Origin of the sequence: Pseudomonas sp. SWI36, from assembly GCF_002948105.1 — a bacterium.
In the GTDB taxonomy this organism is placed as follows: domain Bacteria; phylum Pseudomonadota; class Gammaproteobacteria; order Pseudomonadales; family Pseudomonadaceae; genus Aquipseudomonas; species Aquipseudomonas alloputida.
The window spans coordinates 4455001-4479810 of record NZ_CP026675.1 but is presented as its reverse complement, the minus strand read 5'-3'; the positions used below and the strand labels follow the sequence as shown (position 1 = coordinate 4479810).

General features: G+C 62.0%; 19 protein-coding genes, 2 rRNA genes and 2 pseudogenes (1 of these 23 only partly in view). 11 read left to right on the top strand and 12 right to left on the bottom strand.

Features of this window, described 5'->3' with window-relative positions; genetic code table 11:
• Positions 1 to 82: 82 nt before the first annotated feature.
• The 3 genes and pseudogenes from C4Q27_RS21395 to C4Q27_RS30085 all read right to left on the bottom strand — a co-directional run.
• Positions 83 to 1771: a bifunctional diguanylate cyclase/phosphodiesterase gene (locus C4Q27_RS21395; RefSeq protein WP_104887334.1), complete on the bottom strand. Its 1689-nt coding sequence runs from the start codon at positions 1769 to 1771 to the stop codon at positions 83 to 85.
• Positions 1772 to 1784: 13 nt separating this feature from the next.
• Positions 1785 to 2831 (bottom strand): methyl-accepting chemotaxis protein, encoded by a 1047-nt coding sequence (locus C4Q27_RS21390; protein ID WP_371919376.1) that lies wholly within the window; start codon positions 2829 to 2831, stop codon positions 1785 to 1787.
• A gap of 237 nt (positions 2832 to 3068) precedes the next feature.
• Positions 3069 to 3350: pseudogene (locus C4Q27_RS30085) on the bottom strand (PAS domain-containing protein); the annotation flags it as partial.
• A gap of 266 nt (positions 3351 to 3616) precedes the next feature.
• On the opposite strand from C4Q27_RS30085, the gene C4Q27_RS21385 reads away from it, so the two are divergent.
• From C4Q27_RS21385 to C4Q27_RS21365, 5 genes are all read left to right on the top strand, one after another.
• The gene (locus C4Q27_RS21385; RefSeq protein ID WP_003250216.1) at positions 3617 to 3931 is read left to right on the top strand and encodes a helix-turn-helix domain-containing protein; all 315 of its coding nucleotides are present in this window, start codon (positions 3617 to 3619) and stop codon (positions 3929 to 3931) included.
• A gap of 227 nt (positions 3932 to 4158) precedes the next feature.
• On the top strand, positions 4159 to 5469 hold the full coding sequence (locus C4Q27_RS21380; RefSeq protein WP_012053078.1) for a C4-dicarboxylate transporter DctA: 1311 nt from the start codon (positions 4159 to 4161) through the stop codon (positions 5467 to 5469).
• 43 nt (positions 5470 to 5512) lie between these two features.
• Complete coding sequence (locus C4Q27_RS21375) at positions 5513 to 6211, top strand: FadR/GntR family transcriptional regulator (RefSeq protein WP_010953230.1); 699 nt, start codon at positions 5513 to 5515, stop codon at positions 6209 to 6211.
• A gap of 16 nt (positions 6212 to 6227) precedes the next feature.
• Positions 6228 to 6896, top strand: coding sequence for a GntR family transcriptional regulator (locus tag C4Q27_RS21370; RefSeq protein WP_104887332.1), 669 nt, complete (start codon positions 6228 to 6230; stop codon positions 6894 to 6896).
• A 151-nt stretch (positions 6897 to 7047) separates the two neighbouring features.
• Positions 7048 to 8097 (top strand): hypothetical protein, encoded by a 1050-nt coding sequence (locus C4Q27_RS21365; protein ID WP_104887331.1) that lies wholly within the window; start codon positions 7048 to 7050, stop codon positions 8095 to 8097.
• Positions 8098 to 8136: 39 nt separating this feature from the next.
• On the opposite strand, the gene C4Q27_RS21360 is transcribed toward C4Q27_RS21365, so the two are convergent.
• Positions 8137 to 8565 (bottom strand): PACE efflux transporter, encoded by a 429-nt coding sequence (locus C4Q27_RS21360; protein ID WP_064491796.1) that lies wholly within the window; start codon positions 8563 to 8565, stop codon positions 8137 to 8139.
• Positions 8566 to 8667: 102 nt separating this feature from the next.
• Here C4Q27_RS21360 and C4Q27_RS21355 point away from each other — a divergent pair, with 102 nt between their 5' ends.
• From C4Q27_RS21355 to C4Q27_RS30075, 3 genes and pseudogenes are all read left to right on the top strand, one after another.
• Complete coding sequence (locus tag C4Q27_RS21355) at positions 8668 to 9546, top strand: LysR family transcriptional regulator (RefSeq protein WP_104887330.1); 879 nt, start codon at positions 8668 to 8670, stop codon at positions 9544 to 9546.
• A gap of 97 nt (positions 9547 to 9643) precedes the next feature.
• Positions 9644 to 10672 (top strand): annotated as a pseudogene (mcpA, locus tag C4Q27_RS30080) (methyl-accepting chemotaxis protein McpA); the annotation flags it as partial.
• Positions 10673 to 10834: 162 nt separating this feature from the next.
• Positions 10835 to 11575 carry a methyl-accepting chemotaxis protein gene (locus C4Q27_RS30075; protein ID WP_370290711.1) on the top strand — a complete coding sequence of 247 codons (741 nt, stop codon included), beginning with the start codon at positions 10835 to 10837 and terminating at the stop codon, positions 11573 to 11575.
• 53 nt (positions 11576 to 11628) lie between these two features.
• On the opposite strand, the gene C4Q27_RS21345 is transcribed toward C4Q27_RS30075, so the two are convergent.
• The 3 genes from C4Q27_RS21345 to C4Q27_RS21335 all read right to left on the bottom strand — a co-directional run bounded on the left by C4Q27_RS21345 (position 11629) and on the right by C4Q27_RS21335 (position 14332).
• A complete protein-coding gene (locus C4Q27_RS21345; protein ID WP_010953224.1) occupies positions 11629 to 12693 on the bottom strand; it encodes a membrane protein in 1065 nt (354 codons plus the stop codon).
• 112 nt (positions 12694 to 12805) lie between these two features.
• Positions 12806 to 13183 carry a RidA family protein gene (locus C4Q27_RS21340; protein WP_010953223.1) on the bottom strand — a complete coding sequence of 126 codons (378 nt, stop codon included), beginning with the start codon at positions 13181 to 13183 and terminating at the stop codon, positions 12806 to 12808.
• 12 nt (positions 13184 to 13195) lie between these two features.
• Entirely contained in the window at positions 13196 to 14332 is a 1137-nt protein-coding gene (locus tag C4Q27_RS21335; RefSeq protein WP_104887329.1) for an FAD-binding oxidoreductase, read from the bottom strand.
• Between the two features lie 114 nt (positions 14333 to 14446).
• Here C4Q27_RS21335 and C4Q27_RS21330 point away from each other — a divergent pair, with 114 nt between their 5' ends.
• A complete protein-coding gene (locus C4Q27_RS21330; RefSeq protein WP_010953221.1) occupies positions 14447 to 15040 on the top strand; it encodes a helix-turn-helix domain-containing protein in 594 nt (197 codons plus the stop codon).
• A 124-nt stretch (positions 15041 to 15164) separates the two neighbouring features.
• Positions 15165 to 15950, top strand: coding sequence for a sulfite exporter TauE/SafE family protein (locus C4Q27_RS21325; RefSeq protein WP_019438690.1), 786 nt, complete (start codon positions 15165 to 15167; stop codon positions 15948 to 15950).
• Positions 15951 to 15953: 3 nt separating this feature from the next.
• Here C4Q27_RS21325 and C4Q27_RS21320 read toward each other — a convergent pair whose 3' ends face one another.
• Together C4Q27_RS21320 and C4Q27_RS21315 are read right to left on the bottom strand one after the other, a co-directional pair.
• Positions 15954 to 16493, bottom strand: coding sequence for a histidine phosphatase family protein (locus C4Q27_RS21320; RefSeq protein ID WP_104887328.1), 540 nt, complete (start codon positions 16491 to 16493; stop codon positions 15954 to 15956).
• Between the two features lie 126 nt (positions 16494 to 16619).
• On the bottom strand, positions 16620 to 18854 hold the full coding sequence (locus C4Q27_RS21315) for a TonB-dependent siderophore receptor (protein WP_064491545.1): 2235 nt from the start codon (positions 18852 to 18854) through the stop codon (positions 16620 to 16622).
• A gap of 431 nt (positions 18855 to 19285) precedes the next feature.
• Here C4Q27_RS21315 and C4Q27_RS21310 point away from each other — a divergent pair, with 431 nt between their 5' ends.
• Entirely contained in the window at positions 19286 to 20485 is a 1200-nt protein-coding gene (locus tag C4Q27_RS21310; protein WP_104887327.1) for an MFS transporter, read from the top strand.
• Positions 20486 to 20694: 209 nt separating this feature from the next.
• Here the strand turns inward: C4Q27_RS21310 and C4Q27_RS21305 are convergent, their stop codons facing one another.
• The 3 genes from C4Q27_RS21305 to C4Q27_RS21295 form a co-directional block, all read right to left on the bottom strand.
• Positions 20695 to 22503 (bottom strand): ABC transporter ATP-binding protein/permease, encoded by a 1809-nt coding sequence (locus C4Q27_RS21305; protein ID WP_064491543.1) that lies wholly within the window; start codon positions 22501 to 22503, stop codon positions 20695 to 20697.
• A gap of 361 nt (positions 22504 to 22864) precedes the next feature.
• A 5S ribosomal RNA gene (gene rrf / locus C4Q27_RS21300) occupies positions 22865 to 22980 on the bottom strand.
• Positions 22981 to 23123: 143 nt separating this feature from the next.
• Positions 23124 to 24810, bottom strand: a 23S ribosomal RNA gene (locus C4Q27_RS21295) (it continues 1206 nt past the right edge of the window).

Here is a 24810-nt window from a genome sequence, read left to right as displayed (position 1 = left end):
GCAGGTTTTCGAAGCCACCCCTGATCGACAAGCAGCTGGCGCCCCCCCCGTGCAGGTCAAGACCACGGCCCGCTGATGACCTTCAAGGGTCACGCCACTGCACTGGCTGCCGGTAGGCCTGTGCCCAGGCTTGCACGTCACTGGCGGGCATCGGCCGGGCAATGCAGTAACCCTGCGCCAGCTCGCAGCCCAGGCCCATCAGTACCCGGCCGTGCTCGACACTCTCCAGCCCCTCGGCAATCACCTCGCGGCCAAACGTCCGGGCCAGGCCGATCACTGCCTCCGTCAGCGCCAGGTCGTCCTGGTCATGAAGGATGTCACGCACGAACGACTGGTCGATCTTGATCGTCTGGGTCGGCAAGCGTTTCAGGTAACTCAAGGACGAATAACCGGTGCCGAAATCGTCCAGCGAGAAACGCACACCCAGCGCACGGCAGGCATCCAGGCAACGGCTGACATGCTGCAGGTTGTCGATGGCCACCGACTCGACGATTTCCAGGTCCAGCAGCGCCGGGTCCACCGCCGGGTACGCTGCCAGCAGTTGCTGCAGGCGCTCGGCAAAGTCACTGCGCTGCAAATGCCGCGCGGCAATATTCACGCTCAGCGACCAGGGCTGCCCTTGGCGCTGCCAGGCCTGCAACTGGCTCAACGCCTGCCCGATCACCCACTCGCCGATTTCGACGATCAGGTCGGTCTGCTCTACCCAGGGCAGGAAATCGCCAGGCGGCACCACACCACGGCCTGGCCGCTGCCAGCGCAATAAACCCTCAAAGCCCAGTACCTTGCCACTGCGCAGGTTGACCTTGGGCTGGTAGTAAAGGCACAGCTCACCATTGCGCAGCGCCCGGCGCACGCGTGCCACGGTCTGGTGGGTGGCCTTGAGCTCCTGCTCCTGCGTCACGTCGAACAGATGGTAACGGTTGCGCCCGCGCTGCTTGGCCACATACATGGCCTGATCGGCGTGGCGCACCAGGGTGTCGGCATCTTCGTCATCCTGCGGGTACAGGGTCACGCCGATACTGGCGCTGAGCGACAGCGTATGCTCACGCACCACATAGGGCGCCGCCAAGGCACGCAATACCCGCTGCAGGGCTGCATGCAACTGACACTCATCGTCGACGTCGCGCAGGATCAGCACGAACTCGTCGCCCGACAGCCGGGCCACGGCATCACCACCGCGCAGGATGCTCTTCAAGCGCTGCGCCACTTCCACCAGCAGCAGGTCACCCACGGCATGCCCGTAGCCGTCGTTGACCGCCTTGAAACCATCCAGGTCGAGCATGCACACCGCCAGCGAGATGCCTTCGCGGCGCGAGTAGGCCAGGGCCTGGTTCAGCAAATCAGACAGGTAGGCGCGGTTGGGCAGGCCGGTGAGCACATCGTGCCCCACCCGCCACTGCAAGGTATGCAGCAGCTGGCGCTTCTCGGTGACGTCAAAGCGTATCGACACATACTTGCGCACCTGGCCTGTCAGCGGATCGACCAGTGGCACCATGGTGCTGTCGACCCAGTACAACGAACCGTCCTTGGACCGGTTGCAGATTTCGCCCTTCCACACCCGCCCGGCGACCAACGCCCGCCACATGCCGACAAAGAACGTCGGTTCATGCAGCCCGGAATTGAGGATGCGGTGGTTGGCCCCCAGCAGTTCCTCACGGCTGTAGCCCGAGATGCTGCAGAACTGCTGATTGACGTAGGTGATGTTCCCACGCAGGTCGGTTTCCGAAAAGATCGCGGCCGCGTCCACGGCCGCGCGATAGTTATCATCCATAAAGCATCCTGCCTTAGCGGTTGAAGCGCTCCACCAGGGCGCGCAATCCGGCGCACACGTGTTCCAGTTCGGTACCGCGCGAGGCGGCGGCGTTGGCGCTATGGGCGCTGTGCTGGGCAATACCGGCTACGCCGTTGATCTGCCGCGAAACGTCTTCTGCCACCGCCGACTGCTGCTGCGAGGCGGTGGCCATCTGCTGGCTCATGTCGCTGATGCGCTGTACCGCGTCACGAATGCCATGCAGCGCCTGCCGGGCTTCCTGCACCTGGGCAACGCCCTGCTCGGCACCGTCGATGCCTCGGCTGGCGATCGCCACGGCTTCCGCGGCGCCACTGCGCAGGGCATCAATGATGGCCTGGATGTGCAGGGTGGACTGGCGGGTCTTGTCGGCCAGTGCCCGCACCTCGTCGGCGACCACGGCAAAGCCCCGGCCCTGCTCGCCCGCACGGGCAGCCTCGATGGCGGCGTTGAGGGCCAGCAGGTTGGTTTGCTCGGCAATGCCGCGGATCATCCCCGCGGCCTCGGCGATGGCGCCGGTCTGACCCGCCAGGTGGCTGACCGCCTGGTTGATCTGCGTCACGGTGCTGGCCAGGTTACGAATGGCCGCACCGCTGGCATCGGCCACCTGGCTACCTTGCTCGGCCAGCAGGTGCGCCGTGTGTGCCTCGGCGGCGGTCAACTGCACGTGGTTGGCCACTTCGCCAATGGAGGCGGCCATCTGGTTCATTGCAGTGGCGCTCAGGTCGGTTTCGGCACGCTGCTCCAGCAATGCCGCCTCGGTGCTGCGCGACAACTGCCCGGCATCGCGAGCGGCCACGGCCATTTGCCCGGCCAGATCGCTTAGCCGGGTCAAGGCGGTTTTCAGGCGTGCCTCTTCGCTGATCAGCATCAGTTGCAACTGCCCGGCAGCACCCGACAGGTCGCTGTAGGTCAAGGCCGCAATCGGGTCGGCGAAGGCACCTTCGGCACCCTGCACAATCTGCTGCAGCTGCCGCCCGAGGGCATTGCGCGCCCACAGGCCGCAGGCCACGAACAGCCCCAGGGTCAGCCCCTGCCCCACCAGGCCAGGCCACAACTGATTGGCACCCACCGCCAGCAGCCCACCGGCCAGTGGCAAGGCCAAGGCCTGCGCCAGCAAGCTCAGACGGCGCGGCGCCGACAATGCCGCCTGGCCGTTGCGCAGCCGCGCATACAGGGCTTCGGCACGGGCTACTTGCTCGCGCGTAGGGCATACGCGCACCGACTCGTAACCCACTACCCGCCCACCTTCGAGGATGGGCGTGACGTAGGCATTGACCCAGTAGTAGTCGCCGTTACGGCAGCGGTTCTTGACGATACCCATCCAGCTCTTGCCGGCTTTCAGGTAGCGCCACATCAACTCGTACACCGCCGGCGGCATGTCCGGGTGGCGCACCAGGTTGTGCGGGCTGCCGATCAGTTCGGCCTCGCTGTAGCCACTGATGGCGGCAAACTCTGGGTTGCAGTAGGTGATCAGGCTGGCGGTATCGGTAGCAGAAATCAGCCGCTGATGGGGGGGAAAACGTTGCTCGACCGGGGTTACCGGCAAGTTGAGGCGCACGATGAGACTCCATTCAATGACAAGCCGGCACCCAGTTCATCGACGGCCTTCGGAACCGATTCATGAGGATCCGTTCCAATGGGCAAAAGCGCTTCCTGCCGTTGCGGCACGAGGCCGAACGGTACAAGGAAGGTGACGATGACTGACCGGTCAAGCCATGAATTCTACGAAATTCATCACATAAATAAAACAAAGGTGATCGATCATGGCGTTGCGCCACATTGATAGATATCGTTAAGTTCTTGATTCTAAATGGGAATTAAGCGATGACGAGATCAGCTTTGGGTATCGCCCTGCGCCGCTACCGCAAGCTGGCGGGCCTGACCCAGGCACAACTGGCCGAACGGACCGGCTTCGACCCCAAGACCATCAGCCGTTTCGAAACCAGCACCTACACCCCCAGCATCGATGCAATCATGGCGTTTGCCCAGGTGCTGGGCGTCAAGCCCAAGGACTTCTTCGCTGAACCGGACGACGAAGAGGAGCAGCGCGCCTACCTGTTCGGTGTCATCCACAACGCCCCGCCCAAAGATCTTGGCAAGCTGATTGCAGCGGTGGACCAGGCACTGGCCAAGCCCTGAGCTATTTCATGCGCCCCCTTTCACGGCACGCACCGAACTAGAGCATGGCAGGCCGGATTGCCCCACAACTGGTCAGACCGGTAAGGCCAAAAATCCTTGCAATCAGGGATTTTTCGCGCTTTTATGGCCTCGCGCTGAACAAACCGGTAAGACCACAATAATTAAGTCCTGCGCTCTTTCGCCCCGTGCGGCTACCGAAGCAAGGACACCGATCAGAGACTCCTCCCATGCTCAAATGGTGCTCGCGTTCGATTTTCCTGCAAGTCGTACTCGGCCTTGCCCTCGGCATCGCCTGCGGTCTGAGCTTCCCCGACCTCTCCCTGCAACTCAAACCCCTCGGCGACGGCTTCATCAAGCTGATCAAGATGCTCATCGGCCTGATCGTGTTCTGCGTGGTGGTCAGCGGCATTTCGGGTGCGGGCGACCTGAAAAAGGTCGGGCGCATCGGCCTGAAGTCGGTGATCTACTTCGAAGTGCTGACTACCCTGGCGCTGGTGATCGGCCTGGTGTTCGCCTTCACCAGTGGCATTGGCAGCGGTGCCAACATTCACCTGGATCAACTGTCCGCCGCCGATGCCAACGGCTTGGCCGAGCGCGGCCAGCACATCCATGGCGCCACGGCATTCTTCATGGACCTGATCCCCACCTCGGTGATCGGTGCCTTCGCCGACAACAACATTCTTCAGGTGCTGCTGTTCTCGGTGCTGTTCGGCAGCGCGCTGAACCTGGTGGGTGACTCGGCCGCCGGCATTTCGCGACTGATCAACGAACTGAGCCATGTGATCTTCCGCATCATGGGCATGATCGTGCGCCTGGCGCCGATCGGCGTGTTCGGTGCCATCGCCTTCACCACCAGCAAGTACGGCCTGGCGTCGCTGCAGCACCTGGGCGGGCTGGTGGCGCTGTTCTACCTCACCTGTGCCGGCTTCGTGCTGATCGTGCTGGGCACCGTCATGCGCCTGTCGGGCCTGAAACTGCTGCCGTTGATCAAGTACCTGCGCGAAGAGCTGACCATCGTCCTGGGCACCGCCTCTTCCGACGCCGTACTGCCACAGATCATGCGCAAGCTTGAGCACCTGGGCATCGGCAGTTCCACGGTCGGCCTGGTGATCCCTACCGGCTACTCGTTCAACCTCGATGGTTTTTCCATCTACCTCACCCTGGCGATCGTGTTCATCGCCAACGCCACCGGCACGCCACTGGAAATGACCGACCTGCTGACCATCCTGCTGGTGTCGCTGGTGACTTCCAAGGGGGCTCACGGCATCCCAGGCTCGGCACTGGTGATTCTTGCCGCCACCCTGACTGCGGTACCGGCGATCCCTGTGGTTGGCCTGGTACTGGTGCTGGCGGTGGACTGGTTCATGGGTATCGGCCGGGCGTTGACCAACCTGATCGGCAACTGCGTGGCCACCGTGGCCATTGCCCGTTGGGAGAAGGACATTGACCTGGAACGTGCGCAGAACGTGCTCGACGGCAAGCCTGGCTTTGCCCCCACGCCACGCAAGCAACCCAACGCCCATCAACAGGAATTCTGAGCGAACGTGGCCGGCATGACGCCGGCCCTTCCAGGAGCGAACCGTGATCAGCTCATCAACCGTCGTCAACTCAGTGGTGGAAAAACTCCGCCAGGCCCTGGCCCGCGGCCAATGGCGCACCGGCGACATGCTGCCAGGCCAGCGCGAACTGGCCGAACAACTGGGCATCAGCCGCCCCAGCCTGCGCGAAGCGGTAACCGTGCTGGAAACACTGGGCCTGGTGCGCTCGTTGCCAGGCAAGGGCGTGTTGGTGCTCGATGCCGATGCCCAGCCGTCGGGCGTGGAAACCAGTGCTGCGGCGAGCCTGGCCGACGTGCTGGAACTGCGCTACACACTCGAACCGTTCATCGTCGGCCTGGTGGCGCAGTCGGCCAACAGCCAGGACATCGGCCAGTTGCGCCTGACCCTGATGGACATGCGCGAAGCACTGGAGGCCGATGACAGCGAGGCCGGGGTCAAAGCCTACATTGCCTTCCATGAGGCGCTGTTCGCCCTGACCACCAACCCGATTTTCCAGAGCGTGGTGCAGCAGACCGGCAATGCCCTGAAGCAAAGCGCCGACATGCTGCGCAACTCGCCCGAGCACCTGGCCGCGCGGCTGAAGGAAAACGAAGCGGTGGTGCGCGCCATTCGCGAACGCAGCAGCGCCCAGGCCAGTGCCCAGATGCGTCAGCACATCGTGGCCGAAGGGCTGCGCATGGGCATCGCGCTGAATATCCCGGACGAACATCCGCATCCATGACCTCAGGAGAGTGCCCATGAACGCCGTCCCCCACTTGCCTACCCTGCTCGCGGCCGGCGAAACCCGCCTGTCGGCCGAGCAGATTTATCCGCGGCTGTTCGACGCCATTCTCGAACAGCGCCTGCCGCCGGGCAGTCTGTTGCCCGAACAGGCGCTGGGCCATGCCTTTGGTGTCAGCCGCACGGTGATCCGCCGTGTGCTCGGGCGCCTGTCCGACCAGCAGGTGGTAGTCCAGCGCCCCAGCCACACCGCGCATCTGGCTGCGCCTGACCCGGACCAGGCACGTCAGGTGCTCAGTGCCCGGCGTCTGGCCGAAACCACGCTGATCACCCTGGCCGCGCAACGCGCCCGGCCGGCGCAGGTACGCCAGTTACGGCAACTGGTAGAGCGCGAGCGCCAGCACCATGAGCGTGGCGAACGCTGCGCGGCGATCCGCCTGGGCGGCGAGTTCCATCTGAAACTGGCGCAGGTGGCGGCCAATGCACCACTGGCGCGATTTCTCAATGGGCTGGTGCCGATGACCTCGCTGATCATCGCTCGCTACGAATCGCCGTGCTGCGATCACTGCGCGTGGGAAGAGCATGCGGCAATCATCGATGCCGTGGAGCAAGGTGATGCCGAAGCGGCGCTGGGGTTGATGCACAGGCACCTTGACCGTCTGGAAGAAAAGCTCGACCTGGAATAACCCGACCAAACGGACGCGATCGCTCCCCCCCAGGCCGCGCTCACACAACCATTTGCATCTGTGCTGAGCGGGCGATGGGCTGCACAGCAGCCCCAATAACCCCACCCTATACTTCGAGAACCCCCCCAGCCTCTACCAGGGAGGCGGTCGCGTGAGTTCTCGAGTCCTCCTGTTGCTCTGCCTTCTGCTGGCCCTCGGCGGTTGTGCCAGCAAGCGCCCCCCTGCCCCGCCGCCGCCCGCAATACTCACCCCCGCGGCCTGGCAACGCATCGACCAGGAACTGATCGATGCCTCGGTCGGTGCCGCCGGCTCGGCCAACGACTATGCCCGGCGCTCCATGCGGGTGTGGAAGGAGCAAGTGCAGCAACGCACCGAAAGCGACTTCATCCCCTGGTTCACGGGTTACTGGACCCAGCAGTGGCTGACCCTCAAGGTGGCCTGGTACAAGCTCGACAGTGGTGAGGGTCGGGAACCGGCAGAAAAACGCCTGGCCCTGTACCTGCAGGAGCAGTATCACGCGCGGGTGATTGAGCCGGTAGCCGAGCAGATCAACCCAGAGGGCATCCGCGACCGCGCCTGCGAACTGTACCTGCAACTGCTCGGCCAGCAACTGCCGGCGATCATCAGCCGGTACAACCCGCCGCCCGAGCAGTTCAGCCAGCGCCTCAACCGTATCCCCGCCATCGCCCTGGGGCCACCGGATGCGCGCAATGCCAGCCTGTATCAGCTGCTGCGGGCCAAGTCACTGGACCAACAACCGGCCTGGCAAGCCATGCGCCAGCACTTGCATCAGCAGGCCAGCAAAGGCCCTGGCAGGACCGATGTCGGGCTCAACTCGGTGGCCACCCAGGCCAGCGAAAAGCTTGGCGCCACCCTGGCCCCACGCGGTATCGCCAGTGCCGTGGCATCGGCAGTGGGCAAGGTGGCAGGGGCGATGATTTCGATTGCTGCAGCCGGTTACGGGATGATGACCCATGACCGTGATCACCCGCAGATGGTCGAACAGCTGCGGGTGATCCTGAACGTGGCGTTGAACCAGGAATGGCAGGAGTTGATGGAGAACCGCCAGAGCGGGGCCATGGCGGGGGTCTATTACCTGTCGGGGCAGGTTGAGGACAGCTTGCTGGCCAGTGCGCCGCGGCCGGTGGAGCAGCAGGTCGAGCAGCAGCAGGCGCCTTTGATCATTCGCCTGCCACCTTAGTGGCGGCCTGTGCCGGCGTTTTCGCCGCGCAAGGCTGTATCAAGCGGTGGCCAGGGCAGAACGTGGCAAGCCAAACACACGATCAAACGCCCAGTTGTAGGCAAAGGTGTAGCACGGCACCAGGATGATGAAGGCCATATCCACCAGCAGCGCCTCCAGCAATGTCATGTCCAGCCACCAGGCAATCAGCGGAATCAGGTACACCACCAGGGTCAACTGGAAGCCGATGGCATGCACCATCCGCCGCGCCACGCTGCGCCCACGCTTGGCCTGGCGGCTCTCCCAGTACTCGAACAGGGTGTTGTAGATCAGGTTCCAGAGCATGGCGATGGTGGTGATCATCACCGCCAGCGGCCCGGTATGCGACGCCTGCGTATCTGACAGGTAGGCCAGCCCGAGGGTCGACATGCACAGCCCGATCAGTTCATAGAAAGTCACGTAGACCAACTTGCGTTTCAATCCCTGCACCCGGGGTTACCTCCAAAGACAAAAAGCGATGAGGGCGATCATGATTCAACGCACTTGACAGAAAAAGTCAGCAGCTGTCAGATCAACTGACAGGAGGCTGCCATGAACTTTTCCAGCGACAACATCCAGCTGTTTCTGGCCGTGCTCGACCACGGTTCGTTTTCTGCCGCCGCGCGCGCCCTCAAGCGGGTGCCTTCAGCCGTGAGCATGGCCATTGGCAACCTTGAAGCAGAACTTGGCTACAGCCTGTTCGAACGTGGCCCGCGTGAAGTTCGCCCAACCGCACAGGCCTTGGCCCTGGAGCCACACGCCAGGCTGATTGCCGAACAACTGGGGCTGCTGCAGGTTCATGCCCTGGAGCTGTCCCAAGGGCTGGAGAGCAGCCTGACCCTGGCGGTGGTACCCGACATCGATCACCGCCCGCTGCTGGCGGCCATCGCCAACCTAGGTAAGCGCCACCCCTTGCTGGACATTGCCCTGCTCAGCGCTCCACAGGAAGAAGCCCTGCACTTGCTGGACAGCGGCCGTGCCGACCTCTGCGTAGCCTTTGCCGGCCTGCAGGTCGATGCCCGTCGCGGCTTCCAGCACATCGGCATGGAGTCGCTGGTAGCCACCCTGTCGCCGGCCCACCCGGCCCTGCGTGAGGGGCGTATCCACGACCTTGAGGACCTGACCCAGGTGCGTCAGATTCTGGTGCGCAGCCGCGACCTGCCTCTGGCGGACCCTCGCCCACTGATCGGTGCAACACACTGGTCCACCGACAGTTTCGATCTGGCTTTGCAAATGGTGGAAGCTGGCTTGGGCTGGGGCGATCTGCCGTTGTCGCGGGTCGCCCCGCTGCTGGCCAGCGGGCGTCTGGTGCGCCTGGCATTCCGCAATACACGCAACGAATTGCAACTGCCCGTGCATATACTGTGGCGCAAACAACAGCCGCTGCAGCAGGCTGCACGCCTGCTGATCGAGCAGTTGGCTGACCCGTGACTGCCGTCCGTCGAAACGTCTGTAAGAATTTTCCCTAAGCACTTCAATCTTTTACCCCTCAAGCCGATATCTCGGTCGATAGGCCCCGCATCGCGTCATGAGCGCGCTGCGCCCTCCCCTCATTGGCTCAAGGTCTCGAAACATGAACCTGAAATTTCGCCACAAGATCCTGCTCAGCGCCTGCGGCGTCGTGGTTTTGGCATTTGCCCTGTTCACGCTCTACAACGACTACCTGCAACGCAATACCATCCGCCAGAATATCGAAGCCTCGGTGCAGCAGTCCGGTGCACTGACCGCCAGCAGTGTGCAGAACTGGATGAGCGGGCGCATTCTGGTGCTGGAGAACCTGGCCCAGGACATCGGCCAGCAAGGCGCCGGCGACACCCTGGCAGGGCTGATCGAGCAGCCGTCCTACACGCGTAATTTCCTGTTCACCTACCTGGGCCAGGCCAACGGCGAATTCACCCAGCGCCCGGATGCCCAGATGCCCGCCGGTTACGACCCGCGCCAGCGCCCTTGGTATGGCGCCGCCGCCAACGCCGGGCAGACCGTGCTGACCGCCCCGTACCAGGGGGCAGTCGGTGGCCTGATGGTGACCATCGCCACGCCGGTGAAGAGCAAGCGCAATGGCGAACTGATCGGTGTGGTCGGCGGTGACGTTACCCTCGACACCCTCGTCGAGATCATCAACTCGGTCGACTTCGGCGGCATCGGTCACGCCTTCCTGGCCGACGCCAATGGCCAGGTGATCGTCAGCCCCAATAAAGACCAGGTGATGAAGAACCTCAAGGACATCTACCCAGGCAGCAACCTGCGGGTTGCCGCCGGCATGCAGGATGTCACCCTCGACGGCCAGGATCGCATCATCTCGTTCGCCCCGGTGGCCGGCCTGCCTTCGGCGCAGTGGTACATCGGGCTGTCGATCGACAGGGACAAGGCCTATGCCGCGCTCAGCCAGTTCCGCACCTCGGCGATCATTGCCATGCTGATTGCCGTGGCAGCCATCGCCGGCCTGCTCGGCCTGCTGATTCCGGTGCTGATGAGCCCGCTGACCACCATGGGCCGCGCCATGCGCGACATCGCCGAGGGTGAAGGTGACCTTACCCGCCGCCTGGCCGTGCAGAACAAGGACGAGTTCGGCGAACTGGCTACCTCGTTCAACCGCTTTGTCGAACGTATCCATGCCTCGATCAGCGAAGTGTCCTCGGCCACCCGCCTGGTGCATGACCTTTCGGAGAAAGTGGTCAGCGCGTCCAATGCGTCGATCATCGGGTCTGAAGAACAGAGCATGCGCACCAACAGCGTCGCTGCGGCCATCAACGAACTGGGCGCCGCCACCCAGGAAATCGCCCGCAACGCCGCGGATGCTTCACAACATGCCAGCGGTGCCAGCGAACAGGCGCACGGTGGCCGTGAAGTGGTTGAAGAAGCCATCAGCGCCATGACTGCCCTGTCGCAACGGATCAGCGAGTCGTGCGCGCAGATCGAAACGCTCAACGCCAGCACCGACGAAATCGGCAAGATCCTCGACGTGATCAAGGGCATTTCTCAGCAGACCAACCTGCTGGCACTGAACGCCGCCATCGAAGCGGCCCGTGCCGGTGAAGCCGGCCGTGGCTTTGCCGTGGTGGCCGACGAGGTGCGCAACCTGGCGCACCGTACCCAGGAGTCGGCGGAAGAAATCCACCGCATGATCACCAGCCTGCAGGTGGGCTCGCGCGAAGCGGTGCACACCATGAACACCAGCCAGGTTTCCAGCGAGCAGACCGTGCAGGTGGCCAACCAGGCCGGCGAACGCCTGGCCAGCGTGACCCAGCGCATTGGCGAAATCGATGGCATGAACCAGTCGGTGGCGACAGCGACCGAAGAACAGACCGCCGTGGTCGAGAGCCTCAACCTGGACATCACCCAGATCAACGCCCTGAACCAGCAGGGGGTGGAGAACCTCAACGAGACCCTGCGTCATTGCGACCAGCTGGCCCAGCAGGCTGGGCGTTTGAAGCAGTTGGTGGGCAGCTTCCGGATTTAAACGCCGGGTACAGGCGGCAACAGCCTATGCCTGTTGTCGCCTGTACCAAGCCCTTATGCAGCCACCGCCTTCGCAGCCCTGCCCCGCCGTACCCAGGCCAGCAATACCGCCGTCATCAGCACAAAGCCCAGGTAACCGAAGAACGGGTACACCTCACCCACCAGGCTGATGAACCCCACCAGGCTACAGCCGAGCGCCACCACCCCGGTCACCACCGAGCCCCAGCGGAACTTCGTCGTGCCCGCCGGCAACAGCCGCGAGAGGAAGGAAAACAGCGTGCCCACCGCGGTGTTGACGATCATGCCGAAGATGATCAGGCACATCACCAGCCCCAGCAGTGGTGACACTTCGTTGGCAATCGACAGCATCGGCATCGGCTGGTCGGCCACACTGTCCAGGCGCGACAGCAGCCCGGCACTCATCACCAGCATCAGGCCGCCTAGCGCCGCGCCACCGAGCAGGCCTCCCCACACCGCGGCTTTCTCGCCCTTGGCCGAACCGCCCAGAATAGCCAGGATCGGCGCACCCGCGACGATGTTATACGACACATACAAGAACGCACCCAGCAGCCAATGGCGGGTGCCGGCCTGTTGCTGGCTGGCCACCTGATCGAGCGCAGCAAAGCTCTGCTCGCGGGTGATCACCGCATACAGCGCTATCGCCGAAGCCACCAGGATCAGCAAGGGTGTGATGGCGCCAATTGCAAGCATCATCTTGCGCACGTCCAGGCACACGATACCGACCACCACCAGCGTCACCAGCACGCTGCCGGTCAGGGCCGGGATGCCGAACTGCTGCTCCAGCAAGGCACCACCGCCGGCCAGCATGACCACGGTGACGGCGAACATGAAAAAGGTGATCAACCAGTCGACGAACATGCCCAGGTGACGGCCGCAGATGGCCAAAATCACATCCTTGTGCGAGGTGGCCTGCTGACGATTGCCCAGCCCCGCCAGCGCCATGCCGAGGAAGGTGAACAAGGCGGCGCTGACCAACGCGCCAGCCAAGCCCCACACGCCGAAATCGACAAAGAACAACAACAGTTCCCGCCCTGAAGCGAACCCCGCCCCCACGATCACGCCGACAAATGCGCCGGCGATCTTCAGCTGCTCTTGCATGTGAACCTCTGGATTTATTGTTGTTTTGTCATCGCCGTCGCATACCGGTCGTAGGGGCGGCCTTGCAGCCCATCGCGACACAAGGTCGCCTCTACACGGGCTCTTTGCCCGGTCAGGCGTCGCCGACGAACGCCTGCACTTCGATCTCCACATCCACGCCCAGGGCCAACGCCGAAGCCACGGTGGAACGCACCGGTAGCGCCGCGCCGAAGAACGCCTTGTACACCTCGTTGAAGCCGGCGAAATGGCGCATGTCCGACAGCCAGACCGTGACCTTCACCACCTGGTCGAAACGCGCGCCACAGGCCGCCAGGCTTTCGGCGATACGCTCGCAGGCAGCACGGGTCTGGGTCTGGATATCACCGCGCACCACTTCGCCGCCGGCGCTCATCGGCACCTGCCCGGAGAGGAACAGAAAGCCACCGGCCTTTACCGCGCGGGAAAACGGGAACGGCAAGCTGCTGGGGAAACGCTGAATGTCATTGCTCATGGGATGCTCCTTTCAGGGTTGCTGGAAACGGGCCGGGGACAGGCGCTCGGGCGCCACGCCCTGGCTGACAAGGCTGGCACACAACGGCTGGCCCAGTAGCACGTCGGCGGCCAGGCGCGAGGCGCCCGCTGCCGACTGGATGCCATAGCCCCCCTGGGCCGCCAGCCAGAAAAACGCGGGGGCATGCGCATCGAAACCGATCACCAGGTCGCCGTCGGCAACGAACGAACGCAACCCGGCCCAGGTGTGGCTCGGGCGGCGGATCGCCAGGGTGGTCATGGCTTCAATGTTGTAAATACCCAAGGCCACGTCGAACTCCTCGGGCGCGGCATCCTGGGGCTCAACCGGGTCGGCATTGGCTGGCGACCCCAACAGTTGGCCGGCATCAGGCTTGAAGTAGAAGCTTTCATCGACACCAATCACCGCAGGCCAGCGAGTAAAGTCCTGCTCTGCCGGACCAGGGAAGGTGAAGGCGCTACGACGGCACGGTTGCAAACCGATGCGCGCCACCCCGCACTGCTCGGCCACACGGTCCGCCCAGGCACCTGCAGCATTGACCAGACATCGGGCCTGCAGGCGGCTGCCATCAGCCAACTCCACCTGCCACACGTCGTCCAGGTACCAGGCCTGGATCAGCTCGGCGTTGCAGCGCAGTTCACCGCCGGCAGTGCGATAACCACGCAAGAAGCCTTGGTGCAAGGCATGTACGTCAAGGTCCATCGCACCTGGCTCAAGCACCGCGCCGGCCAGGGTTTCGCCACGCAGGCTGGGTATCAGTGCCAAGGCCGCGTCCCGGTCCAGCAGGGTGACTTCTGTGCCATTGGCCAGGTTCTGCGCGTAAGTCTGCTCAAGCAGTTCCCGCTGCTCCAGGCTGGCGACATACAGACAGCCTCGCGGCTCCAGCAGCGGGTGCTCGCAGAAGCCCTGCGGTGGCGCTTCGTAGAAGGCCCGGCTGGCGCGGGTCAGTGCCTGGATCTGTGGGGTGCCGTAAGCCTCCATGAACATGGCCGCCGAACGCCCGGTGGAATGGTAGCCAGGCTGCGATTCACGCTCGACCAGCAGCACACGCTGCTGGCCGGCCAGGCGGTAGCCCAGCGAGGCGCCGGCGATGCCAGCACCGATGATCAGGGTGTCGTAGGTCGGGGTCATGCACGCTCCTGCCAGGCAATTATCATTTATGAGAATTCTAATATATGAGAATTTAGAAATGCGCAAGGGTCCAAGGTAAGATGCCCGACCACCGCCGCATGCCGAGATCCCTGAATGCCCGCAGCTCTACCCCAGCTTGACCGTGCCGTCGTCGGCCAGCGCCTGCGCCAGGTGCGCAAGGCGCGCCAGATGACCCTCAAGCAACTGTCCGAAGCCAGTGGCGTGCCGCTGTCCACGTTGTCGAAGATGGAACTGGCGCAGGTGTCGGTCAGCTATGAAAAACTGGCCGCTGCTGCGCGGGCGCTGAATGTCGATATTGCCCAGCTGTTCCGCGCCAGCGGCACGGTCAGCGCCCCGGTGCCGGTGACCGTGGTGGTCGACTCACTGCCCGCAGCGGCGGGTTATTCGACCGGCACCTACGACTATTATCCGATTGCCGGGGATTTCCCCGCACGACGCATGACACCTGCCTATGCCCGCATCATTGCCCGGGAACGCGGCCAGTTCGACGATTTTATCCGCCACCCCGGGCAAGAGTTCGCGCTGGTGCTGAGCGGGCGCGTGCGCATCGAGTTCGAGACCGGAGAAGCGGTCAGCATCGGGCCGCAGGAGACTGCGTATTTCGACAGCCAGGTGGGGCACATCTACCTGTCGGAAAGCGATGACGGTGGTGATGCCCATGTCATGGTAGTGATGACCGATCGTTGATCCGCTGCGCCTGCCAAGGCAAGCCTGGTTATAACCTAATAACGAACAAGTCTATTTGGCTATAAAAAAATCTATATGCTGACTGGCATCCGATAACGGGCAAAGTTGGGCAGTCGAGTAGCGTATGGATGTAGGTTCTTTCGGTTTCACCATTGCTGGCCTGGTCGTGGGCTTCATCGTCGGTATGACCGGCGTCGGTGGCGGCTCGCTGATGACCCCGATCCTTTTGTGGTTTGGCATCCACCCGGCGACCGCTGTCGGCACCGACCTGCTGTATGCAGCGATCACCAAGGCCAGTGGCGTCTGGGTGCATGCGCGCAACAAGAACATCGACTGGAAGATCACCGGCCTGCTCAGCCTGGGCAGCGTGCCCGCAGCGGCGCTGACCCTGTGGTTCCTCAGCACCCTGCACGCCGATACCTCGGCGCTCAACGCCATCATCAAGCAAGGCCTGGCGGTGGTGCTGATCCTGACCGCGCTGGCCATCCTGTTCAAATCGCGCCTGCAGGCCTTCGCCAGCCGCCATGCCGGTGATCACTATCACCTCAGCGACCGCAGCCTGAACATCCTCACAGTGCTGACCGGCGTGGTGCTTGGAATAATGGTCACCCTCACCTCCATCGGTGCTGGCGCCCTGGGTACGGTGGCGCTGTTCCTGCTGTACCCGTTTCTGGTCACCCGTCGCCTGGTCGGTACTGAAATTGCCCACGCCGTGCCACTGACCTTGGTAGCAGGCCTGGGCCACGCGGGCATGGGCAACATGGATTGGTCGCTGTTGGGCTACCTGCTGCTGGGCTCGCTGCCAGGCATCTACCTGGGTAGCCACCTCACCGGGCGGATCTCCGACCGCGTGCTGCGCCCTTGCCTGGCAACGATGCTGCTGCTGATCGGTTACAAGCTGGCGTTCTGAGCCTTAGCACAGGCGCAACCGCCACTGCCCGGTAAAACTCAGTTGCAGACGTGACAGCGGCAGCACGTCGATTCGCTGCCCGGCACTCATCGGACACCCAAGCACCTGTACCAGCATGGCGCGCATGACCATCGGGTGGGTCACCGCCAGCCAGTCACCCGGCCTGTCGAAGGCCGCCAGCCAGGCGGCCAGGCGCTGGCATAGCGCAGCGAACGACTCGCCACCATGCACGGCACTGGCCGGATCCTGCAGCCATTCAGCCAAGGCCTGCGGTTGCTCGGCTTGTAGCTGCTTCAACGACACACCTTGCCAGCGCCCAAGGTCGCAATCGGCCAAACCTGGCTCGATCTGTACTGCCCCCGTTAACCACGCTGCCGTCTCGCAAGCCCGCCGCTCTGGCGCACTCAGCAGTTGCACGCCTGAACGGTCGGCGTCTGACTGACGGGCTAGCGGCAGGATGCCGTCATCCGTATGGTGCAGGCGCCCGTTCTTCTGGGCTTGGGTCAGGGCATGGCAGATCAGGGTCAGGCGGATGGCTTTCACCAGGCATTTCTCGCAGCGGGCTGGGGTGCATGGTTTAGCACGCTGCGAGACGTTTGGCTGCAACAATGTCGTCGGCCATTCGCGAGCCGATTGAACCGCGATTGGGCCGCAGGGCGGCCCTTGGGATCAGAAGTTGATATTCAGCGCAGCAAATACCGCCCTGCCCGGCTGGTTATACGTGTTTGCCCCCGAGCTGCTGGCGTTGCCGCCGCGCAGGATCTGCTTGTCGAAGACGTTGTTCACGCCTACCCGCACGTCGTAGTTGGCATTGAACTTGTACCCGGCACTCACGTCCACCAGGCCATAGGCCTCGACGTCCTGCTGGGCGGTCTTGTCGTAGTCCTGCTGGGTGCGGTAGTCGTAGGTCGGCGATTTCTGCTTGCCGAAGTATGTACCCGCCAGCTGGAATGACAGTTGCTCGGTGGCGCGCCAGTCGAGGCTGGTGTTGACGGTGTATTCCGGGATCACCGACAGCGGCTCGCCCGTTTCGCGATTATCGTTGTCGAGCATCCAGGTCAGGTTGGTGTTCCAGTCCAGGGTCGGGGCCAACTCGATGAAGAAGTTGCCTTCGACACCTTCCACCCGCGCCTTGCCAGCGTTGTCCCACTGCGTCACGCGGCTGCCGGCACCAATGGTGTAAAGCACATCGGTATCACCGATGATCTTGTTCTTGTAGTCGTTGCGGAAGTAGGTGGCACTGGTGCGCCAGGTACCACGGTCGTACAGCAGGCCGATTTCCTTGTTGACGCTGATCTCGGGCTTGAGGTCGGCGTTGCCCTGCAGGTAGCAGCCACCATTGTTGGTCTGTTGCACGCTGCAGCCATTACCGCGGCTGTACAGCAGGTAGTTGGGGTTGGACTGGTACAGGTTCGGAACCTTGTAGGCACGGGCGATGCCGCCTTTTACCGACAGCGCTTCGGTGAGCTTGTGCGACAGGTTCAGGCTGGGGCTGAAGTTGTCACCGAAGGTTTCGTGGTGGTCGAAACGCAGGCCCGGCGTAAGGGTGGTGTCGCCAACGATGATGTTGTCTTCGACAAACAGCGCATAGCTGCGTGCGGTCATCTTCGAGCTGCTGCGATCGAAGCCGACAAGGCCGTCATTGTTGGTGGGGTCGGAGCTTTGCGGGCGCAACGAACCTTGGTCGTTGAGGGTTTCGTACAGGTACTCGCCGCCCAAGGTAAGCACATGGTCTGTGCTGCCCATGGCGAACGGCAGGTTCACCTCACTGCTCAGGCGTGTGTTGCGCAAACGTGACATAGCCCCACCTTCGTTGCTTGGGGCACCTTCGGTGCGGCCAGCCAAGCCCTCGTTAAGCCGCCAGTTGCGTACGTATTCATAGGCCAGCGTGGTCTTGCTGGTACCCCAGGTGAAATCACCGAGGTGGGTCAGGTCATAAGTACTGCGCTGCATCACGTTGGTTTCGTGGCCGTAGAGGCTGGAGACGAAGTCAACGTCTCCGCCGCCGTTGCTGTTCATGGTGTCGCCGGCAAAAATGTTGCCCTGACGGCTGTAGCCGGCACTGGCTTCCAAGCGGTGCTCGTCGTTCAGTTTCCAGCTCAGCAGGCCGTTGATGTCCTTGTTGCGAACGCCTTCCCGCCCCGCTACCAGGGCGCTGGTGGCATGCCCGGCGTTGATGTCCAGATCGTCGGCGTCAGTCTTTGCCAGGCCGCCGTACAGGCGGAAACCCAGGTTATCGGTCAGGCCGCCACCGAGGTTGAAGTTGGCTCGGCGGCTGGCGCCCTCTGCGCTGTCTTCCGGCAGCTGCGTGTACAGGCTGACGCTGCCTTTCAACTCGTCGGAAGGACGCTTGGTGATGATGTTGACCACCCCGCCCATGGCGCCGGAGCCATAGCGTGCGGCGGCCGGGCCACGCAAGATCTCGATGCGCTCGACCGCTTCGGCCGGCACCCAGTTGGTTTCACCCCGAGTATCACGGTCACCGTTCCAGCCATAGCGCACGGCGTTGCGCGCGCTGGATGGCTTGCCGTCGATGAGGATCAAGGTGTTTTCCGGGCCCATGCCGCGCAGGTCGATCTGCCGGTTGTTTCCGCGTGCCCCACTGGCACTGTTGCCTGTCAGGTTAACCCCGGGCTCGCGGCGGATGATGTCGGACAGGTCATTGGCCGGCGGGTGGCGCTTGATGTCTTCGGCCGTGATGATCGACGTGCCCAGGGCCTGTCGCGCCTCGCGCTCGGCGGTGATCAGGGTGTCCTGGATCACCAGAGCGTTGTCGGCGACGGGCACTTCCAGGACCTCACCCGCACGCCGCTCCTCGGACTCTGCTGCGGTCGCCAGCATGGACGGCGACGCCAGCGCAACGAACGCCAGGGCCAGGCTGTTGGGTGAAGTTCTGCACTGCATGGGTACATCTCCTGCGATTCATGAGCGAAAAGGCACATCCCTGTCGGAAACCGGGAGCCCTCGCCCACCGGCCCCGCACTCAGTTTGGCGGCCAACAGGGGTGGTAAATATAGAGAATCGCAAATGCGAGTAAATCTTATTTACGAAGTTTACATGTTTGTTACTGAACTTTGCTGAACCGTGATCTTTGCCACAGCGAAGCTTGTGAGCCACGCCGGACTGCCCCCCTAAATTTGATAAGCCTTCGCGGTCGCCTGTAGGAGCGGGTTTACCCGCGAAACGGGCGAAGACACTCTCTGACGGAATAACCACCCCTGCATTTATGGAAAGTTTCGTCATCTCCACAGGCTGTTGCTGCTATCCACCTATCCAGTTTGCATCCTGTGTGCAGGCATCTACAGTTTCGACGTACAACGCTGCGGAGAGACCAGATGCGTGGCGATGACAACAGCTGCGCGAACACTGCCAAAAGCCCGCCGAAGATGCCCCGCAGTATCTGGGCGCTGGGCTTCGTGTCGATGTTGATGGACATTTCCTCGGAGATGATCCACGCCCTACTGCCCCTGTACATGGTCAGTGTGCTCGGCGCTTCGGTGATAGCGGTGGGGCTTATCGAAGGAATCGCCGAGTCGACCGCATCGTTCACCAAGGTGTTCTCTGGTGCCCTCAGCGACCGACTGGGTAAACGCAAGCTGCTGACAGTCCTCGGCTACGGCCTCAGTGCGCTGATGAAGCCGGTATTTCCCATGGCTCCCGGACTTGAGTGGCTGACTGCGGCACGCTTCGTCGACCGCGTCGGCAAGGGTATTCGGGGGGCCCCACGCGATGCGCTGGTGGCCGATGTTACGCCGGTCGAGCTGCGCGGCGCGGCGTTCGGCCTGCGTCAGGCGCTCGATACCGTAGGCGCTATCCTCGGGCCATTGCTGGCGATCGTATTGATGTGGTTGACAGCGAGCCATTTCCAGACCGTGTTCTGGGTAGCTGTTATCCCGGCGTTCGTGGCGGTGTATATCCTGATTGCCTTCGTTCACGAACCTGCGGCCCCAGCGATGGGGCGTCCGGTGCGCTCACCGTTGGCACTGCACGAGCTGCGGCGCCTCGGGCCGGTCTATTGGCGCCTGATCGGTCTGGCCACGTTGTTCACCCTCGCCCGTTTCAGCGAGGCGTTCTTGCTGCTGCGGGCTCAGAACATAGGCCTGACACCGCTATGGGCGCCGGCGGTACTGGTATTGATGGCGATGGCCTACTCACTGTCGGCCTACCCTGCCGGCGTGTTGTCGGACCGAGTGGGGCGCCGTGGCGTGCTGATGGCCGGGCTAGGCCTGCTGATCACTGCCGACTTGCTGCTGGCCCTTTTGCCAGGATGGGTCGGGCTTGCCTTCGGGGTAACGGCCTGGGGCCTGCACCTGGGCTTCAGCCAGGGCATCTTCTCTGCCATGATCGCCGACAGCGCCCCCGCCAACTTGCGCGGTACCGCCTTCGGCCTGTTCAACCTGCTGACCGGTGCGGCGCTGCTGATAGCCAGCGTGGTTGCCGGATTGCTGTGGGAGCGTGCAGGGTTCCAGGCAACCTTCCTGGTTGGTGCGGGCTTTGCCGTCACCACCCTTGCAGGACTGACGCTGCTGCGCTGAACCTGGCTAGCCTGGCGGTTCACGGCTGCGGCGTACGCAGGTTGAACAGTTCCATCCTGTAACCCGGACGCCCCGCCGCAGAGGCCGAACGTCTGGACAGGGAGCGCCGCCTGCCGGTGAAAGCGTTCGAGTAAGGATGTCGCCAATGCACGCAGTGAAGGGGCCAAGCTAATCGCGATGCCGGATGGCGATCTCACCCACAAGCCGAACTAAGCCAGCGCAGCCTCCTGCTCCAGCAACGACCAACCGCCATGCCCATCCACCTCAAGCCGGTGGGTATGGAACGCCGCCAGCGTGCTACGGTGGCCGACACTGACCAGCAATGCACTCGGCATCTCCGAACGCAACAACGCATACAGGGCATGCTCGAGCCCTTCATCCATCGCCGAGGTGGACTCGTCGAGGAACACCACCTGTGGCCTGTTGAACAGCACCCGGGCGAACGCCAGGCGCTGCTGCTCGCCCACCGAGAGGATGTGTGACCAGTCACAGCTGACGTCCAGACGCTCGGCGAGATGGGCCAGGTTGACCTGGCGCAATGCCTGCTGCATGAGCAGTTCATCCTTGGGGTTGCTGGCTGCCGGGTAGGCAATGACGGTACGCAAGTCACCCAGCGGCAGGTACGGCCGTTGCGACAGGAACAGTGCCTGATGGCCCGTTGGCCGCCTGACCTTGCCTTCGGCATACGGCCAAAGGCCCGCCAGGGCACGCAGCAGCGTGGTTTTACCACTGCCCGATGGCCCTTTGATCAACAACGCCTGACCGGCGTGCAAGCTCAGGTCCAGGTCGGCGATAAGGGCATGTCCGTCCGGGCGTAGCACCTGCAACCCCGCGATCTGCAGCGCATGCGCCTGGTCTTCGGTGGTGACGCGCGGCAACGCACTTGCCTGCTGGTTGGCATCGAGAAAGCCGGTGAGACGATCAAGGGTCGCGCGGTACTGCGCGAACGCATCGTACGACTCACGGAAGAACGACAGAGAATCCTGCACCTGCCCAAAGGCCTGGGAAGTTTGCATAACGTCGCCCAGCTTGATCGCCCCACTGAAGAAGCGCGGCGCCTGAAGAATGAACGGAAACACAACAGCAACCTGACTGACACCCAAGTTGAAACCACTGAACTTCAGGTTCCGGTACACCAATGCCCAGACATTCACGATCAAGGCAGCAAAACGGCCGAGCAACGTGCCCCGCTCGACTTGCGCACCTTGGTAGAAGGCAATGTTCTCGGCGTTCTCACGCAGGCGCATCAACGCGTAACGGAAGTTGGCGGTAAGTTTCTCGTTGAGGAAGTTAAGCCGGATCAGTGGGCGCCCGAGGCGGAAGGCGACCCAGGTGGCGACGATGACATACAGGTAAACGGCAAATACCATCGCCCGAGGGATCTCCACGCCGGCCACCGTCAACGGTGCTGACAGCCCCCAGAGGATGCCGGTGAACGCCACCAGTGAAACCAGCGCACTGACTGCGCCCAAGGCAAGGCTGACTGAGTTGGTGACGAAAGCGTTAACGTCCAGTTCGATACGCTGGTCAGGGTTGTCCACTGGCTCGGCAAGGAACTGGCCACGGTAATAGGCATCGCCCTGCATCCAGTCGTGGGTCAGGCGCTCGGTCAGCCAGACCCGCCACTTGATACTGAATGCCTGGCTGACATAGAAGGTGAACAGCGAGCGCAGCACATGGATGGTGGCCAACACCGCGAAGACGCCGAGCAGGTACCAGAACGCCGCCTGGTCGAGGCCCTGCAAGGCGCTGTAGAAGCCGTTGTACCAAAACGAAAACAGCACGTTCAGGCGAACCGAAAACAGCGTCAGGACCAGCAGCAGGGCAAACACCAGCAACGGCCGCCAACTGCGCCTGAAACTGAAATAGGGCCCCGCAAGCTGCCAGAACTGGCTGCCCCAGCGTGTAAAACGCACGGCCAGAGTTGCGGCTGCAGTGAAGCTGACAAGGGTGATGAACGAGGCGATTGCCAGCCAGCTTAGGCTCTCTTGCAGGGCCTGATGCCAGTTCATTTCCATGGTAAGTATCCGTGGTGAGTATTTCCGCGAGCGTAGCATTACGCTGTCATTCGTCAGGTATAAATGACGCACATTTCATGATTTGTAGGAGCGGGTTTACCCGCGAATGGGCCGGGCCTGCGGGCCAATTTCCACCTGCCGTTCACCGTTGCCGCCGCCACCGTATTCGCGGGTAAACCCGCTCCTACACAGATTGGTGGTAGACACACATCGGTGGTTGGACACAGGCCGCCGTAGGAGCGGGTTTACCCGCGAACACCGGCGAAGCCGGTGCCATCTCCGCTCTCGAGCATGTCCAGTTTTTTGCCCACAAAGACAAAACCCCTACCTGCATGCGCAGATAGGGGTTTTGCGAAATGAATCTTGACGATGACCTACTCTCACATGGGGAAACCCCACACTACCATCGGCGATGCATCGTTTCACTACTGAGTTCGGGATGGGATCAGGTGGTTCCAATGCTCTATGGTCGTCAAGAAATTCTGTTGCCAGAATGTCCAGATGGACAGCCCAGCGAATTCGGATATGTGATGTTTGCGAAGCTCTTGTGTAAAGCACGAATTTTCGGGTCTTTCGTCTTCACCACCGCAATCTGCGTCAGCAAATTGCTTGGGTGTTATATGGTCAAGCCTCACGGGCAATTAGTATTGGTTAGCTCAACGCCTCACAGCGCTTACACACCCAACCTATCAACGTCGTAGTCTTCGACGGCCCTTTAGGGGATTCAAGATCCCAGTGAGATCTCATCTTGAGGCAAGTTTCCCGCTTAGATGCTTTCAGCGGTTATCTCTTCCGAACATAGCTACCCGGCAATGCCACTGGCGTGACAACCGGAACACCAGAGGTTCGTCCACTCCGGTCCTCTCGTACTAGGAGCAGCCCCTCTCAAATCTCAAACGTCCACGGCAGATAGGGACCGAACTGTCTCACGACGTTCTAAACCCAGCTCGCGTACCACTTTAAATGGCGAACAGCCATACCCTTGGGACCGGCTTCAGCCCCAGGATGTGATGAGCCGACATCGAGGTGCCAAACACCGCCGTCGATATGAACTCTTGGGCGGTATCAGCCTGTTATCCCCGGAGTACCTTTTATCCGTTGAGCGATGGCCCTTCCATACAGAACCACCGGATCACTAAGACCTACTTTCGTACCTGCTCGACGTGTTTGTCTCGCAGTCAAGCGCGCTTTTGCCTTTATACTCTACGACCGATTTCCGACCGGTCTGAGCGCACCTTCGTACTCCTCCGTTACTCTTTGGGAGGAGACCGCCCCAGTCAAACTACCCACCATACACTGTCCTCGATCCGGATGACGGACCTGAGTTAGAACCTCAAAGTTGCCAGGGTGGTATTTCAAGGATGGCTCCATGAGAACTGGCGTCCCCACTTCAAAGCCTCCCACCTATCCTACACAAGCAAATTCAAAGTCCAGTGCAAAGCTATAGTAAAGGTTCACGGGGTCTTTCCGTCTAGCCGCGGATACACTGCATCTTCACAGCGATTTCAATTTCACTGAGTCTCGGGTGGAGACAGCGCCGCCATCGTTACGCCATTCGTGCAGGTCGGAACTTACCCGACAAGGAATTTCGCTACCTTAGGACCGTTATAGTTACGGCCGCCGTTTACCGGGGCTTCGATCAAGAGCTTCGCTTGCGCTAACCCCATCAATTAACCTTCCGGCACCGGGCAGGCGTCACACCCTATACGTCCACTTTCGTGTTTGCAGAGTGCTGTGTTTTTAATAAACAGTCGCAGCGGCCTGGTATCTTCGACCGGCATGGGCTTACGGAGCAAGTCCTTCACCCTCGCCGGCGCACCTTCTCCCGAAGTTACGGTGCCATTTTGCCTAGTTCCTTCACCCGAGTTCTCTCAAGCGCCTTGGTATTCTCTACCTAACCACCTGTGTCGGTTTGGGGTACGGTTCCCAGTTATCTGAAGCTTAGGAGCTTTTCTTGGAAGCATGGTATCAACCACTTCGTCGCCTAAAGGCAACTCGTCATCAGCTCTCGGCCTTGAAATCCCGGATTTGCCTAAGATTTCAGCCTACCACCTTAAACCTGGACAACCAACGCCAGGCTGGCCTAACCTTCTCCGTCCCTCCATCGCAATAACTGGAAGTACAGGAATATTAACCTGTTTTCCATCGACTACGCTTTTCAGCCTCGCCTTAGGGACCGACTAACCCTGCGTCGATTAACGTTGCGCAGGAAACCTTGGTCTTTCGGCGTGCGAGTTTTTCACTCGCATTGTCGTTACTCATGTCAGCATTCGCACTTCTGATACCTCCAGCAAGCTTCTCAACTCA